This window comes from Chryseobacterium sp. CS2K3 (assembly GCF_059515185.1).
Genome location: NZ_JCAKRW010000021.1, coordinates 1 through 15,793, shown reverse-complemented (window position 1 = coordinate 15,793; position 15,793 = coordinate 1). Strand labels below are relative to the sequence as shown.

Sequence of the window (15,793 nt, the reverse complement as noted above, 5' to 3'; positions counted from 1 at the left end):
TACATTTACCATTTACCCGTCCATATTTTAAATTCCATTGTTGTGGATTAATTTCCAGCTTGGTACTAAACTGAGAGATACTGCCATTAATGGTTAGTCTTGCCGGAATAGATACATTGCCATTTTTCTTTGGTGCATTTTTTTTAAGGTAAAACAATAACTTAAAAGTTGATCTTTTTGTAGTTTCCATAACTCAATGTTTTAATATTTAAAATTAAATTCAATTGAGTTACGAGGCAATATGAAATACAAAGCAAAACTATGAACTACAAATACTTAGAATTCAGATCTTAAAAAACAGTAGGTAACGATTTGGTAACCTGCTTTTCCAATTGGGACTTCTTTAATTAGCTTTTACGTGCATCATTACAATTTTATCATTCCTTTAAAACCCTTTACTAATGCGGGACTTAATCCACTTTTACAATTTTCTGCGAGTTCAGAACTTTTAATATAGAAATACTATTATTAATTTAGCAGTTTAAAATTTGGTTATAACAATTAAGGATATGAAAAAATTAATCTTATTAGGTGCTGTTTCGGCTTTACTGATCAATTGTAATAAAAAGACTGAAGCTGTGGCTCCTAAAGTTGAAAGTGATACTATTGCTGTAGAAGAACCTGTGGTAGATACTTTAGGTCCAAAATCGTATTGTTATGTAGGAGTTACTGGAAAAGACAGTGTTTTTGCTTCTATTGATGATAATCTTGGAACAATCACAGGAAAATTAACTTATAAAAACAGTGAAAAAGACAGCTCAAAGGGTGATGTTACAGGATTTAAGTCTGGAGATACCTTAAAACTTACTTATGAATTTATAGCTGAAGGTAAGAAAAGTAAAAGAGATATTTACTTCCTACAGAAAGGAAATGCTTTAATGGAAGGGATTGGAGATCATAAAGAAGAAGACGGACAATCCAAATATGCTGATGACAAGAAAATCAGTTACAAAGATGGATCAACATTAAGCTCTGCTGATTGTAAAGTTGTAGCAAAAGCTGTAAAATAAATCAATACAAAATAAAAATACTGTTCTCAACATTAGGGAACAGCATTTTATTTTTATAAAAGCATGGAAGAATCATATAATAGGTTTCAATCCTGTTTTTCTCAAAATATTACTGAATTTCTTTCTCCCAATATTTTTCTACAGTATTTCTCATAATACCAACATATGATTTTAGATGTGGGATCTGGCTGAACACCTGAAACTGATCATGAGTAGTATGAAAATTCATATAGAAAAGCCAAAATCCAATCGAAAGATAAGGTATAGAAGCAATTTCCTGCGAACTTACAGAACGATACTCACGATAGCCTTCCAGAAAAATTTCAAAAGCTTTCTGAAATTCTTCATAAGTTGTTCTTCCTGCATACACATCCAATGTTAAATGAATCCAAAAAGTCATAATATCATTCACCAGCCAGCCATATCCCATAAAATCAAAATCGAAAAAAGTAACAGTATCGTGGTCAAAATGAAAATTCTTAGGCAGAAAATCAAAATGACAATATCCTTTTGAAAAAGCTGAAGTTTCAAATTTTGCTAACTTATGCTCTATCTCAACGGCAATATTTTTCAACCATTCGTAATCTTCAGGTTGATCTGTAAAGACAGACCTTAATGTTTCCAACGGCTTAAAAACAGTAGTTTGAAGATCAAAGTTCCATCGTTCATATTCCACTGTAAAATCAGAAGAAACATTATGAAAGCGAGCCATTTCATTTCCTAATGTATGAAGCTGACTGTCATTTATTGATCTAGCCACACGACCTTTAGCAAAGGAAAATAAAACGCCATGTCTTTCTCCTTCAATAGCTTCTAATGTTAAAATAACATCTCCGGAAAAATCTGCAATTGGATAAGAAACAGATACATTAGCATCTTTTAATGCCTGTAATAATCTTACTTCCTCTTTTTTAATATGATCTAAACTTCGATGAGAAGAACGATAAATTCGAAGTATAAAATTTTCCTCTTCCGACTCTACTTTATAAGTATCTCCCACTCCTCTTACCAAAAGCTTACATTGAACATTTTTTAGTCCATATTTTTCAGTTATAAGGGTAGACAATGCAATTGGGCAAAGCGTCGAATAGATTGCTGGAAAAATTGATTTCATATTGTTTATAATTCCTTTGTATACGTAATGTATCTTTTATAATTCTTGCCTGATAATTTCAATAAAACGATTTACGGCTTCATCATTTGTACTCCACGAAGTAATCAGACGAATGGCAGAATACTCTTCATCTATTTTTTTCCAGACATAAAATTCAAAACTTTCGGATAAAATCTCAATAAGTCTGTTACTTACAATAGGGAAAATCTGATTGGTATAAGTATCAGCGAGAAACTTTACGTCTTTATCCTGTAAAGCTTTTTTAATTTTCATTGCCTGTTGATTTGCGTGTTTTGCCAAATCAAAATACAAATCATTCTTCATCAATTCTAAAAATTGAATTCCCAACAATCTCCCTTTTGCCAATAAAGCTCCTTTTTGCTTAATGCTAAACCCAAAGTCTCCCTGAAGATCAGAATTATTAATAACAATTGCCTCTCCTATTAACGCCCCATTTTTTGTACCTCCAAGATAAAATACATCGGTAAGTTCGGCTACCTTTTCCAGGGTAAGATCACTGACTTCAGAGGTAAGTCCATGTCCTAGCCTTGCTCCATCCATAAACAAATACAAACGGTTTTGTTTACAGAAATCTGAAAGCTCTTCCAGTTCTTTTGCCTGATAAATCGTTCCCAATTCTGTAGAATTAGAAATATAGACCAGCTTTGGCATTACCTGATGCGGTACATTTTTGTGGCTTTCTAATACAGGAATAATGTCTGATGGTCGCAATTTACCATCTTCAGTTTCAATGCTTAAAATCTTATGTCCGGTGGCTTCAATCGCTCCTGTTTCATTATTCAGAATATGTCCTGTAGATGCCGAAACAGCACATTGATAAGGTTTTAAAATAGACGAAATCACAATTAAGTTTGCCTGGGTACCTCCGGAAACAAAATAAACCTCAGAATCTTTCTTATTGATTTTTTCCCGGATTAGCTCTTTAGCCTTCAAAGAGTATTCATCATCTCCATAACCAGCCTGCTGGTCAAGATTATATTGTAAAAGTGCTTGTAGAATATTCGGGTGACAGCCCTCAGAATAGTCGTTTTTGAATGAAAATTTCATAGAGTAAAAGTAAAAAAAGTTAAAATAACAAGAGTAATCTTTCCGTAATATTTTGTTAGATTTGTAGAGAAAATCATCTAACATTTTGAGAACAACACTAACAGAAGAAAATTACCTGAAAGCTTTGTTTCACTTAGTTGACAATGAAGGAAAGGTTACGATTAATGAACTCAGCAAATTTTTAAATGTAAAAATGCCGAGCGTTAATAATATGATGAAAAAATTTGCAGAAAAAAAATGGGTCATCTATGAAACCTATAAACCGTTGATTGTCACAGAAAACGGAAGACGTGAAGCAGCATTAGTAGTGCGTAAACATAGGCTTACCGAAATGTTCTTGGTTAAAAAAATGAATTTTGGCTGGGAAAATGTTCATGAAATTGCAGAACAGCTTGAACACGTTCATTCGCAGATTTTCTTTGATAAAATGGACGAAATTCTTGATTATCCAAAATTTGACCCCCACGGAGAACCCATTCCGGATAAAGACGGAAATATTATTGCTCAGGATTTACAGAAATTAAGCAGTTGTGAAGTAGGAGAAACCGTTGTTTTTGCTTCTGTTACCCTTTCAGATGATGCTTTCCTCACCTATTTAAATGATCGAAAACTTCTTCTTAATACCAAAGTAAAAGTCATTAAAGTTGAAAGTTTTGATAAATCGATGACACTTGAAATTGACGGTCAAAAAGAAATTCTCAGTAAAAAAGCTACTGAAAAAATACTGGTAAAGAAATAATGATAATAAAAAACAACTTCAAAAAATGAAGTTGTTTTTTATTTGCCCTAATATACAATCTTTGATTTTAATCTATTGATTGCAGTAATTATTCTGCTTTATTCTTCAGCATCATCAGAAGACTGTAAGCTCCTTTCTGTACAATCTTTTTATCCTTTAAAAAGTCAGCCTTAAGGATTTCTGTAAACTGATCATCTGAAATTCCCGTTATAACAGGAATCATTTTATATTTTGATTTTCCAAGGTCTTCAAAAACATAGTTCTTATTTTCAAAAGCTACTACTGCATCATTGGAAAGCCCTTGTGTGTACCTTGTACTGATATTTACTTCTGCGTTGATGTACATTCCTTTTACAAATTCAGTATTTGTAGTGGATAGTTTAGCGATAGCCGTTGCAGAACCTCCATTTTCAATACTTGGGACCAGACTCACAATTTTAGCATTGGATTTAAGGTCTGGGTTCTGATTGTTGTAAACCAGGATCTCCTGTCCTACTTTTACATCATTCACATCATTTTCAAATACTTTTAATTCTAAAAGTAATCCCGTAGGATTGATCAGCTCAAATAAAGTATCTGCTGGATTGATATATTGCCCGTTATTCACTAAAATTTTGCTTACAAAACCGGTAAAAGGCGCATAGATATTGATTTTACTTCTGATATTTCCTGTAGTTAATCCTTTTGCTCTGATTCCGATGATTCGAAGCTTTTCTTCCAGCCCCTTTAAGGTAGCATTTAATGTTGAATAATCTGCCTGAGCAGTTTGCAAGGTCTTATCACTGCTTGCTTTGCTTGTATTAAGGTCTTTCTGGCGGTTAAGGTTGAGCCTTGCGGCTTCCAATTGTGCTTTGGTTACCAGATAATCCTGTTGTAACTGGATAAATTGTGGATCTTCTACCACAGCAAGCACTTGTCCTTTACTGAAATGGCTGCCATTAATCACATTGATTGATTTGATATGCCCGCCCATAATGCTTGATACAGAACTGATATGAGAGGGAGAAATCTCTACTTTACCGTTCAGGCGTACAAGCTTTTCCATATTTCTGTCCTGAATAGTTGTTGTGGTAATTCCAACCGATTTCATCTGCTGATCCGAAAGCTGAACAATATTCTCACTACCCTTCGAGAATTTTGTGTTTTCATAAACCGTCTTTTCTTCCTCTTTTTTGCCTGAACATGAAGATAAAGCAAATACTAAGGCTAAGCTGTATATTGATATTATTTTGAATTGCATTACGCTGTTATTTTGAAATTAAGAAATTAAGTTCCGCTCCGATCTGGTTGAGTCTTTCCAGGCTGTCGATATAATCTGCTTTGGTTTTTACAGCTTGGTTCACCAGGATTACCCAGTTCAGATAATCGATTTCACCTACATCCATCTGCTTTTGTGCTGTTTTTAAGATGGTTTCGGATTTCGGAAGCTGTTTCTGCTCATAATTCTCAATGATTTTCTGTTGATTTATATAATTGTTCAATTGTTGCTTTAATCTGTTTTTAAGCTCAATTTCTTTTCTCTGATATTGATTTTCAGTAATGGCAATTTTAGCTTCTGCTGCTTTCGCTAATGCTCTCTGTCCTTTCGTAAACAATGGTATTCCCACTCCTACCTGAACTGAATTAAATCTATTATTGTTAATATTCTTCATGCTTTGGTTGGTATAGCCTACTAGAAGATCAGGTAGCAATTTGCTTTTTTCAAGTTGTACTTCCGCTTCTCCTACTTTGATCTGCTGTTGTAAATACTGAAGTTCCGGATGTTGCTTTACCATTTCCTCAGTAACCTGAAGCCCCATATTCATAATTGGTTTATCTGCAACGGGTTGGTAAGGTTTTTCAGCCTGAAGAAGTAGCTGAAGCTGTAGTTTAGCAATATTCAGATCGTTTTCAAGAGAATTCAGCTGTACTTTGATCTGTTCTTTCTGAATCTCTGCTGTGGATTCCTCTAAAATGTTGGCTTCTCCTTTCTTTAATCTTAATCCTGCCTTATCTGCAAAATTGTTGTATAACTGGCTGATATATTCCAGAACTTTTTTCTTTTCCTGAAGTACTAAAATTCTATAAAAAACATCGGTAACTTCCTTGGTAAGCTGAGTCTTTGTAAGATTTTGATTGATCACACTTGCGTTCCATTCAGCATTCAGCATTTGTTTTCTTTTGGAATAAACGGTTGGAAAGCTGAACCTTTGAGAAATACCAAATGAATTGTCTGTTTCTTCCCCCTGAATCTGCCCGAATGCTCCGGTAACTTCCAACTGAGGAAGGTCCAGATAGCTGGCTTTTAATTTATCCTGATAATCAGAGATTAATTTGGTGCTTTTAAGTGTTCCGTTTTGCTGGTAAGCTTTTTCAAGTGCCTGTTCAAAAGTAATACTTTCCTGAGCCTGAAAGCTTCCAAAAGAAACGAAAAGTAAGAGTACAGACAGTTTTTTATAGTTTATTTTTTTAGAGAATTTCATTTTATCTTTGTTAATATGTTCGAATAAGACGTAAAGGATGGGAAGGACAAACAGCGTTAAAAGGGTGGCAAGCATCAATCCTCCGATGACTACTGTCGCCAGAGGTCTCTGTACTTCTGCCCCTGCACCGTTGCTTATTGCCATCGGAAGGAATCCTAGTGATGCTACAAAAGCAGTCATTAAAACCGGACGAAGCCTGATTCTGGTACCCATCAGCACAATTCTGCTGGTGTTTTTTATTCCGTTATTTTTCAATCTGTTAAACTCTGATATTAAAACAATCCCATTAAGTACAGCAACTCCGAATAAAGCAATGAATCCAACCCCGGCGCTGATACTGAAAGGCATACCTCTTAAAGCAAGAAAATAAACCCCTCCAATGGCAGATAAAGGAATTGCCGTATAAATCAGTAAACTGTGTTTTACAGAACCGAAAGCAAAGAATAAGAGTAAAAAAATCATCACCAATGAAATAGGAACGGCAACGCCGAGTCTTGCTTTTGCTTCATTTAAGTTTTCAAAAGTTCCTCCGTAAGAAATGGTATATCCCGGTGAGAATCTAAGATTTTTATTTACTTTCTGCTGAAGTTCTTCCACCACAGTCTGTACATCCTTTCCTTTTGCATTAAACCCAATAATAATCCTTCTTTTGGTATCTTCCCTCTGGATCTGATTTGGGCTGTCTTTCAATTCTACTTTTGCAAGCTGGGATAAAGGGATCTGCTCTCCCGAAGCTGTAGGAACCAATAAATTCTGGATACTTGTAATGTCTTTTTTATGCTCATTATCCATACGGACAACGATATCAAATTTTTTCTCACCCTCGTATAATGCACCTGCAGTTTGTCCTGCAAACGCCATATTGATAACCCTATTGATCTCTGCAACAGAAATATTGTATCTTGATAACTCAGAGCGGTTATAATCAATAACTACCTGTGGCGCTCCTTCAACGGGTTCTATATAAAGGTCCTGCGCTCCTTTTACGGTGTTGATAATCCTTCCCAGTTTTTTCGCATAGGTAGTAAGGCTATCAAGGTCTTCACCATAGATTTTACAAACGATATCCTGTCTTGCTCCAGTCATAAGTTCATTGAAACGCATTTGTACAGGAAACTGGAAGCTGGTTGTCAAGCCTGGGATGACGCTCAGTGCTTTGCTCATTTTTTCGGAAAGTTCTGGGAAAGACGTTGCAGAAGTCCATTCTTTTTTAGGCTTTAAAACAATAATCATATCGCCCGCATCCATAGGCATTGGTTCTGTAGGGATCTCTGCACTTCCGATTTTTACAACGATCTTCTGTACTTCCGGAAACTGTTTTAAAAGAATACCGGATGCTTGTGTTGTTACTTTTTTCGTTTCATTAATGTTACTCCCCTGAAGAATCCTCATTTCAACGGCAAAATCACCTTCTTCCAACGATGGAATAAACTCACCTCCCATTCTGGAAAGTGTGAAAACAGCACCGGCAAAAAGAACTAGAACTCCGATGATAATGGTTTTTCTGAACTTTAAAGCTTTCATCAGGAACTTTTGATGTCCTACTTCTACTTTTGCCATTACCCTGTCAGAAATATTGTCTTTTTCTTTTTTCTTCCTGCTTAAAACCAAAGAACTCATCATAGGAATATAAGTAAGAGATAGAATAAATGCTCCTATTAATGCAAAGGCAACAGTCTGAGCCATAGGTTTAAACATTTTTCCTTCAATTCCCTGAAGAGTAAAGATCGGAAGGTACACAATCAGGATAATAATCTGTCCGAAAACAGCACTGTTAACCATTTTAGTAGCAGAACCGGAAACTTGGTCATCCATCTCCTTTTTGCTGAGCATATTGTCTTTTCCAAAATGCTTTTTATGTGCCAGCTGATGCAGTACGGCTTCCACAATAATAACGGCACCATCCACAATAAGCCCGAAATCTAATGCTCCAAGACTCATCAGGTTTCCTCCTACCCCAAAAATATTCATCATGATGATGGCAAAAAGCATTGCCAGAGGAATTACGGATGCTACCAACAGACCAGCTCTGAAATTTCCAAGGAATAAAACAAGAATGAAAACAACGATCAAAGCACCTTCCATCAAGTTGGTTTTCACGGTACTAATCGTATTATTAACCATCTTTGCGCGATCAAGGAAAGGTTCTATGACAACGCCTTCAGGTAAAGATTCCTGAATTTTCTCAAGTCTTTGCTTGATATTATTAATCACAACATTCGCATTTTCACCTTTAAGCATTAATACAATAGCTCCCGATACTTCTCCGGTATCATTATAAGTCATGGCGCCATATCTTGTTGCGTACCCGATTTTCACATCAGCCACATCTTTTATATGAACGGGAATTCCTTCTTTTGTTTCCGCAACCTGAATGCTTCCTATATCTTCCTTTGTTCCCAAAAGCCCTTCACTTCTGATAAAAAGTACAGTTTCTTTCTTTTCGATGTAGGCACCCCCGGTGTTCTGATTATTGTTCTCCAAAGCTGTAAAAACATCATTGATATTGATATTAAATGCCTGAAGTTTGTTGGGATTAATAGCAATTTCGTACTGTTTCAGCTTTCCACCGAAGCTGCTTACATCCGCTACTCCTTTGGTTCCCAGTAACTGACGTCTCACCACCCAATCCTGAATGGTTCTCAGCTCCGTTTCATCATACACATTTTCATAGCCTTTCTTGGCTCTTACCACATACTGGAAAATTTCACCCAATCCGGTAGAAATGGGTCCCAGTTCAGGCTTCCCGATTCCTTCAGGAATATTGCTCTGTACAAGCTGCAATCGCTCCTGAACTTGCTGACGAGCCCAATATACATCGGTATCATCATCAAAAACTACGGTTACCAATGAAAGACCGAATCTTGAAAGACTTCGAAGTTCTGTAATTCCACTGATATTACTGGTTGCCTGCTCAATGGGAAATGTTACGAGACGCTCTATATCTGCAGCACCATATGATGGCGCAGTAGTGATAATCTGAACCTGATTGTTGGTGATATCAGGCTGAGCGTCAATGGGAAGTTTGGTTGTTTCATATACTCCGAAAAGGATTAATCCTATGGTGAACAGAGCAATGATGAGTTTATTCTTTACAGAAAACTCAATAATTTTGTTTAACATGAAAAAATTATTAATTGAGAACTTGCAGCACGTATAAAACTGCCAGAATTTGTTGTGAACTATAAAAGTCTTAAAAACACTTAAGTTATTTTAAGTGAAAGTTGTGAATTTATAAAGTACACTTTAGTTGTGAAAATATGATTATCATCTTGAGTGAACTTATGTCAGAACAGCATCCGGGTATGCTACAGGTTTATTGATGAAATAATAAGATTGACAGCTTTAGACAAAAGTCTAAGGCATGATTTCAATTTTAAATCAATTAAGAAAGCCGCGGAGGCTGGAAAATATTGGAAAGATAAAGATTTGAGAAATCCTTTTCCTGATAAATACTGTTTTTCTGAGGGATTTTGAATTCCTTAGGCTTCTGGATTTTAAATGTAAGCTCCGGAAGCTGTGCAAGAACAGTCAATACAATCGGAGGATTGATAAAAGGTAATTGTTGATCAGCGTCCCAATCGGCATCTTTTTTATGATTGTCATAGTGTTCCATGACAAATTCTGAAAGATTTCCGTGATACTCCAGATAATGTTCCACAAACATAGGCACTTTGAGTACTTCCCCCGCATTGGTGGTAGCCAGCACATACATCATCGAGCATAATATGGAGAACCATTTTAACATGACTGCAAATATAGGGCTTAAATTTTTCCTGAGAAAAATGTAGAAGATTAATTTTTGTTTAATAAAGAGGCTTTTCAGCTGATGGGAAAAGTAGAATCTTATTTAAAATTTATATTTTTAACCATTAATATAATTAAGAATACTAAGATTTCGATTCAATATTACCTGAAGTTAAATTTTCGTAGTAGATTGATTATGTAGGATCAATGTTGGGATTAATTAAAGCTTAGATTTAAGTCTGCTCAATGTTTCCTGTGAAATATTCAGATAAGACGCTACCATTTTATTGGACAGCCTTCGGACGATGATGGGATTTTCTTCCAATAACTGACGGTATTTTTCAAGTGCATCCTGAACCAGAAAAGACATAAGACGTTTGGTATTGGTCACATAAGCTATTTCAAGATAGATTCTGTAAAATTTTTCCCATTTCGGAACAATTTCAAGAAGATGGTAAAAGTCTTTATGGGTGATATAGAAAACTTCAGTATCTTCTACTGCCTGAATGAATTCTTCAGAAGGTTCGGACGTGATAAAACTTACTAAAGCTGTGGCAAACTGATTTTCAAAAGCAAAATATCGTGTGGAATCCTGCCCGTCTTCATTGATAAAAAATATTCTGAGGCATCCGCTTGCAACAAAAAAAGTTTTCTGGCTGGATTGTCCGGTGGTAAGAAGCAATTCGTTCTTTTTTAATCTGATCTGTTTAAAATAAGACAGAATGGTAGCCAACTCTTCTTCGGTTACCGATATTTTTTCTTTGATGTATAAAGCCAGCTGTTCTTCCATGAAGTAAATCAATGATTGACAAATGTAGCAATAAATGCTTTATTCATCGTTATTTTGCCTATGAGAACAGTTACTTTAAGAGTAAATTTATTCTAATCAAAATCCAGAAAGCCATCTGTAAGTTGTTTCCATTGAATTTTTGCGATTCCCATCATTCCGCCGGCTGCTACGATCATATTTCTTAGAATATCAATAAATGTAGCATTGAAGTTCGGGGATTCATTGCGTCCGTATACCGCGGTTTTCAAATGGGTTGGATTTCTGTAAATAAGAAAGGAGGAAGTGGCTTTGGAACTATAAAAATGAGCAATATGCTGACTGTTTTTATCGATAGGATTTCTTGATGGTCGGCAGGTGATCATGATACTTTCTGAAATGGTATCCTGGTAATAACAGATATCAACAATTTCTACCCAATCATAACCTTTGGCTTCTGTCTCTCCTGGTCCGGGAATATTGATCCTTATGAAATCTCCCTTTTGAGGATCACGTTCGGTAGGATTTCCCGTAGAATCGTAAAGCTTAAAATCAGCAAAAGCTTCTCCGCAATAACTTTTCCATCGATTAACAGATAAAAATCTTTTCTTCAGTATCTCAAATTTGAATGGAACCGATTCTGTCTGAAACTGTTTTTTGCTTTCTGTATCATGAAATCCCCCTGACTTTTGCAGTGGAACTCCTTTAATGTTTTTGGGCTTCATATCATCTGTTTTACCCAAATTAAGCGAAATTATAAGCATTTCTTTATGATTAGAGTCACAATGAATAGAACAGTTATTCCTTTTTATAGAATTTTAAATAAACTTTTTATTTTTTCAATGCCTTTTTAGAAGTACAGTAATCTTTTTGCATTAATGCGGGATGATTAAATTTCAATATGTTAAGGAAAATCAAAATATGTTAATGAATGCTTATTTTTAATTAAAATAAATAATTTTTAAAAAAAATACACATCTAATGCTTTGCATAATATAATTTTTGCTTATATTTGTGAATCGAAATAATTTTTTTTCATCATTTGTGTTTTTTTAAGGTCTCCATCACTGGGGACCTTTTTGTTTTGATACACGGTATTATTGACGATTTGGTATTTATCTGAAAAAACGTAAAAATGGGAATTATGTATCAGTATAAATGCAGAAGCGCTTTTAAGTAAGGCAGTTTTCGTCGTTGAAATTTTTAATAAATCCCTTTTTCTGAGTTAATATGAATATTTTTAATAAAATCGGAAGGTCTTGCCTGCATCACAGACAAAAAACTTCGTGTATATGCCTGCACGCTTTTATACCCTATTTCATAAGCTGTTTCTGAAACGGTTAGATTTCCTGAACTTAAGAATTCAAGGCTTTTAATAATACGGAGCATCTGCTGGTATTTACTTAATGTCAGTCCGGTTTCCTTCTTAAAAATACGTTCCAGCGTACGGGAAGATAGCAACGCTTTATCACCGAGATCTTGGAGTTTGATTTCTTTATTATAATGATCATGAAGGTATTCCATGACCTTGGTGAGCCGTTTATCTTTTGGCAAGCAGATGTGAAGTTTCAGAGAATGTTCTACGAAATGAGGAAGTTCATTGAACAGGGCTTTTAAAAATAAAGTTTCATTAGAGTCTTCTTTAAGTTTTTTAGACCACTTTTCAGCATATTTTATCATTTCTCTTAGAACGGAAGGAACAGAAAAGACATTCACCTCATCATAAAACGGATTCTTTTTATCTGTATCAGCAAACATGATCATCAGCTTGATCTTTTCAGAATGAGAATTGGTTTTATGGATAATATTTGACGGAATCCATGCGGCATGGTTTTGTGGAAGAAGATAAATTTTTTCTTCAATTGTAATATACTGGAAACCGCTTTCCACATACACAAGCTGTCCCTTTTGATGGGAATGAAGCACATCATCGTGAATCCAGTTTTCTTCAAACCAGACGAAAAAAGGTTTATTCAGCGCATCTATATTAATACTGTCATTTGGATTCATGTCGTTTTAGGTTAAAACTTTGGCAAAATTAAACAAAATTACTGTCTTAATTTTGTACAAAAGTTTTTATATGATGAAGAATGAAGTAAGAAAGAACGCTTCTTATGTTCTATTGATCCTGAATGTAATGGTGGTCATATTGATCTCCAGTAATCTTCGTTCACCCATTGTTGCCGTATCTCCGGTGCTTGGAGAGGTAAGAGATGCTTTGAAGCTGGATAATTTCCAGGTAAGTCTTCTCACCTCTATTCCACTTTTTATGTTTGCCGTATGTTCTGTTTTAGTAAGCAGATTTTCGAATAAGCTTGGAATTAGTAAACTATTGATGTATTCATTGATTATTCTAAGTTTCGGATTGTTTTTAAGAATCACAGGATCTCTTTGGCTGCTATTCATTGGATCTGTATTTATTGGATTGGGAATTTGCATTGGAAATGTTGTGACACCAGGATACGTTAAAAATAATTTCCCTAAACAGATTGGGCTGATGACGGGTATTTTTGCAGTTTCCATGAATCTTACAGCTGCTTTGGCGTCTGGATTCAGTGTGAGAATCGGAGAATGGACAGGTTTTGGATGGCGCGGATCTTTAGGAATATGGCTGGTAATTGCTGCCTTGGGATTTCTGGTATTGATTTTAGAAATGATCTTTAATAAAAAGAATTCTGATCAGCCAAAGCCCGCCTTAGGAACTTCCGATTTCAATATGTTTAAATCTTCTCAGGCTTGGAATATCAGTATTTTTATGGGGCTGCAATCATTATTTTATTATTGTATGGTTGCATGGCTGCCTTCCTTTCTTGCAGATTATAATATGCCGGGCGAAAGTGCGGGATGGGTTCTTTTTGTGATTCAGATTACAATGATTCCTGTTACATTTTGTTGTCCTATTATTGCCAGTAAAATGAAAGATCAGAGAATAATGATCCTTTTTATCTGTACTTTGATGTTTACAAGTACCATGATGTTTGTATTTTTAAAATCTCAATGGATCTATGTAAACGCAGTTATTATCGGGATTTCGAACGGTTTATCTTTCAGTTTATCGATCCTGTTTTTTTCAACAAGAACAAAAAGCAGTATCAATGCGGTGAAGATTTCCGGAATGGCTCAGTCTGTAGGGTATCTTATTGCAGCATTCGGACCTCCGGTGTTCGGAAAACTGCATGATTGGGATATTTCCTGGAATACGTCCTTTTATTTCTTAAGTATCGCTGTACTGATTATGCTTTACTTTGGAATAAGGGCTGCACGAAATAAATTTGTGGAAGATTAATATTTTATTTAAAATTTAGACAAAAGAGGCTTTTAAACAAGAAAAAGCCTCTTTTTTATTGAAAATATGGTGTTTTGATGTCTTGATATAATGAATTTTGAATGCTATTAAACCTTTCTATGTAAACTGCTCTAAAACTTCGAGAATATTTTGATAGACAAACTCAAGTTCTTTTTGAGAAATGCAATATGGCGGAACAAGATAGAGAACATTTCCTAATGGGCGCATGATGATTCCTCTTTGTAGAAATTCATTATAAAGTGTTTTCCCGATCTCATTAAAATAAGATGTACCCTGTCCGTTTTTAAAATCAAAAGCTAAAATAGTTCCGATCTGACGGGCATTTTCAACCTGAGAATGAACTGAAAGGGTTTTTATAAAATTGGCATGCTGCTGGGTAATCCGTTGAATATTCATTTGGGTTTCTTCTTTAAGTAGTAATTCCATGCTCGCTAAGCCTGCAGTACAAGCTAAAGGATTGGCTGTAAATGAATGCCCGTGAAATAATGTTTTGTGCTGATCATCAGACCAGAAAGCATCAAATATTTCCTTTGAACAGGTCGTAATTCCCATGGGCATGGTTCCGCCAGTTAAACCTTTAGAAAAACACATAATATCCGGCTGTTCGGAAAGATGATTTGCTGCAAATAGCTTTCCTGTTCTTCCAAATCCTGTAAAAACCTCATCCTGAATCATAAGTATCTTTTGTTCTCTGCAAAATTTCATCAGGGTATTTAAATCTTCAGCATCATACATCAGCATTCCTGCCGCTCCCTGAACTAAAGGCTCATAAATAAAGCATGCCACCTCATCAACAAGGTCTTTAATCTGAATTTTTAGGCTTTCAATATTTTCGGAATTGGGTGTATCAATGAAAACAACTTCAAACAGCATGCTCTCGAAAGGCTTGGTCCAAAAACTTTTCTCACTTACAGACATTGCTCCGAAAGTATCTCCATGATAAGCATTTCTGAACGCCAATATTTTATTTTTCTTCTTTTCATGATTATGAGCAAACTGAATACACATTTTCAAAGCGACTTCCACCGCTGTTGAACCGTTATCAGAATAAAAAACTTTTTTCTGATGGGAAGGCAGCAGCTTTAATAAATTTTCAGCTAACTGTGTCGCCGGTTCGTGCGTAAATCCTGCAAAAATGACTTGTTCAAGAGTATTAAGCTGCTCAAATATCCTTTTTGCAATATAAGGGTGAGAATGTCCGTGCAGGGTTACCCACCATGAGGAAACGACATCCATATATTTTTTTCCTTCTTCATCATAGAGATAAATACCTTTTCCTTTTGTGATAGGAATTATATTATCCGCTGTTTTCATCTGGGTATAAGGATGCCAATTAACGGCTTTATCTCTTTCCTTTAGACTGGTTTCTTGTATTATGACATTCATATTTTAATGTAAAAATTAATAGTGAATAATAGTGATGGAACTGACAATAATTTAATTTAGTTGAATATATTGTGATAAATGTTGGTTGATCGCAAAGGCGCAAAAGTTTATTATAGACTGCGATTATTTAAGGCGCAAGGATTTTATCTCTGATAAAATTGAATACTTTAGATTAGCCACTAATGCACGAATAA

General features: G+C 35.2%; 13 protein-coding genes. 3 read left to right on the top strand and 10 right to left on the bottom strand.

Annotated elements, in window-relative coordinates:
• Positions 1-190, bottom strand: a 190-nt coding sequence (locus AC5YGG_RS20725; protein WP_496146337.1) for an Arm DNA-binding domain-containing protein, incomplete at its 3' end; no start/stop codon positions are given.
• Between the two features lie 319 nt (positions 191-509).
• On the opposite strand from AC5YGG_RS20725, the gene AC5YGG_RS20720 reads away from it, so the two are divergent.
• Positions 510-1,010, top strand: coding sequence for a hypothetical protein (locus tag AC5YGG_RS20720; protein WP_496146336.1), 501 nt, complete (start codon positions 510-512; stop codon positions 1,008-1,010).
• 109 nt (positions 1,011-1,119) lie between these two features.
• Here AC5YGG_RS20720 and AC5YGG_RS20715 read toward each other — a convergent pair whose 3' ends face one another.
• A complete protein-coding gene (locus AC5YGG_RS20715) occupies positions 1,120-2,124 on the bottom strand; it encodes a phosphotransferase enzyme family protein (protein WP_496146335.1) in 1,005 nt (334 codons plus the stop codon).
• Between the two features lie 36 nt (positions 2,125-2,160).
• Positions 2,161-3,192, bottom strand: coding sequence for a threonine aldolase family protein (locus tag AC5YGG_RS20710; RefSeq protein ID WP_496146334.1), 1,032 nt, complete (start codon positions 3,190-3,192; stop codon positions 2,161-2,163).
• An 85-nt stretch (positions 3,193-3,277) separates the two neighbouring features.
• On the opposite strand from AC5YGG_RS20710, the gene AC5YGG_RS20705 reads away from it, so the two are divergent.
• Positions 3,278-3,931 carry a metal-dependent transcriptional regulator gene (locus AC5YGG_RS20705; protein WP_496146333.1) on the top strand — a complete coding sequence of 218 codons (654 nt, stop codon included), beginning with the start codon at positions 3,278-3,280 and terminating at the stop codon, positions 3,929-3,931.
• Between the two features lie 88 nt (positions 3,932-4,019).
• Here the strand turns inward: AC5YGG_RS20705 and AC5YGG_RS20700 are convergent, their stop codons facing one another.
• The 6 genes from AC5YGG_RS20700 to AC5YGG_RS20675 all read right to left on the bottom strand — a co-directional run bounded on the left by AC5YGG_RS20700 (position 4,020) and on the right by AC5YGG_RS20675 (position 12,916).
• Positions 4,020-5,171, bottom strand: a complete 1,152-nt coding sequence (locus AC5YGG_RS20700; protein WP_496146331.1) for an efflux RND transporter periplasmic adaptor subunit — start codon at positions 5,169-5,171, stop codon at positions 4,020-4,022.
• Positions 5,172-5,178: 7 nt separating this feature from the next.
• Positions 5,179-9,516, bottom strand: a complete 4,338-nt coding sequence (locus tag AC5YGG_RS20695) for a CusA/CzcA family heavy metal efflux RND transporter (RefSeq protein WP_496146330.1) — start codon at positions 9,514-9,516, stop codon at positions 5,179-5,181.
• 262 nt (positions 9,517-9,778) lie between these two features.
• A complete protein-coding gene (locus AC5YGG_RS20690; protein ID WP_496146329.1) occupies positions 9,779-10,141 on the bottom strand; it encodes a hypothetical protein in 363 nt (120 codons plus the stop codon).
• A 219-nt stretch (positions 10,142-10,360) separates the two neighbouring features.
• On the bottom strand, positions 10,361-10,930 hold the full coding sequence (locus AC5YGG_RS20685) for a Crp/Fnr family transcriptional regulator (protein ID WP_496146328.1): 570 nt from the start codon (positions 10,928-10,930) through the stop codon (positions 10,361-10,363).
• A gap of 92 nt (positions 10,931-11,022) precedes the next feature.
• Positions 11,023-11,631, bottom strand: coding sequence for a hypothetical protein (locus AC5YGG_RS20680; protein WP_496146327.1), 609 nt, complete (start codon positions 11,629-11,631; stop codon positions 11,023-11,025).
• A gap of 478 nt (positions 11,632-12,109) precedes the next feature.
• The gene (locus AC5YGG_RS20675; protein ID WP_496146326.1) at positions 12,110-12,916 is read right to left on the bottom strand and encodes an AraC family transcriptional regulator; all 807 of its coding nucleotides are present in this window, start codon (positions 12,914-12,916) and stop codon (positions 12,110-12,112) included.
• Positions 12,917-12,986: 70 nt separating this feature from the next.
• Here AC5YGG_RS20675 and AC5YGG_RS20670 point away from each other — a divergent pair, with 70 nt between their 5' ends.
• Complete coding sequence (locus AC5YGG_RS20670; RefSeq protein ID WP_496146325.1) at positions 12,987-14,192, top strand: CynX/NimT family MFS transporter; 1,206 nt, start codon at positions 12,987-12,989, stop codon at positions 14,190-14,192.
• 117 nt (positions 14,193-14,309) lie between these two features.
• Here the strand turns inward: AC5YGG_RS20670 and bioA are convergent, their stop codons facing one another.
• Positions 14,310-15,599: an adenosylmethionine--8-amino-7-oxononanoate transaminase gene (gene bioA / locus AC5YGG_RS20665; protein ID WP_496146324.1), complete on the bottom strand. Its 1,290-nt coding sequence runs from the start codon at positions 15,597-15,599 to the stop codon at positions 14,310-14,312.
• Positions 15,600-15,793 lie beyond the last annotated feature (194 nt).

What these genes read in the sequence shown, in the direction of transcription:
- AC5YGG_RS20700 (WP_496146331.1), bottom strand. Translation starts at nt 5,171, where the DNA reads ATGCAATTCAAAATAATATCAATATACAGCTTAGCCTTAGTATTTGCT.
- AC5YGG_RS20680 (WP_496146327.1), bottom strand. Translation starts at nt 11,631, where the DNA reads ATGAAGCCCAAAAACATTAAAGGAGTTCCACTGCAAAAGTCAGGGGGA.
- AC5YGG_RS20685 (WP_496146328.1), bottom strand. Translation starts at nt 10,930, where the DNA reads ATGGAAGAACAGCTGGCTTTATACATCAAAGAAAAAATATCGGTAACC.
- AC5YGG_RS20690 (WP_496146329.1), bottom strand. Translation starts at nt 10,141, where the DNA reads ATGTTAAAATGGTTCTCCATATTATGCTCGATGATGTATGTGCTGGCT.
- AC5YGG_RS20720 (WP_496146336.1), top strand. Translation starts at nt 510, where the DNA reads ATGAAAAAATTAATCTTATTAGGTGCTGTTTCGGCTTTACTGATCAAT.
- AC5YGG_RS20675 (WP_496146326.1), bottom strand. Translation starts at nt 12,916, where the DNA reads ATGAATCCAAATGACAGTATTAATATAGATGCGCTGAATAAACCTTTT.
- AC5YGG_RS20670 (WP_496146325.1), top strand. Translation starts at nt 12,987, where the DNA reads ATGATGAAGAATGAAGTAAGAAAGAACGCTTCTTATGTTCTATTGATC.
- AC5YGG_RS20710 (WP_496146334.1), bottom strand. Translation starts at nt 3,192, where the DNA reads ATGAAATTTTCATTCAAAAACGACTATTCTGAGGGCTGTCACCCGAAT.
- AC5YGG_RS20715 (WP_496146335.1), bottom strand. Translation starts at nt 2,124, where the DNA reads ATGAAATCAATTTTTCCAGCAATCTATTCGACGCTTTGCCCAATTGCA.
- AC5YGG_RS20695 (WP_496146330.1), bottom strand. Translation starts at nt 9,516, where the DNA reads ATGTTAAACAAAATTATTGAGTTTTCTGTAAAGAATAAACTCATCATT.
- bioA (WP_496146324.1), bottom strand. Translation starts at nt 15,599, where the DNA reads ATGAATGTCATAATACAAGAAACCAGTCTAAAGGAAAGAGATAAAGCC.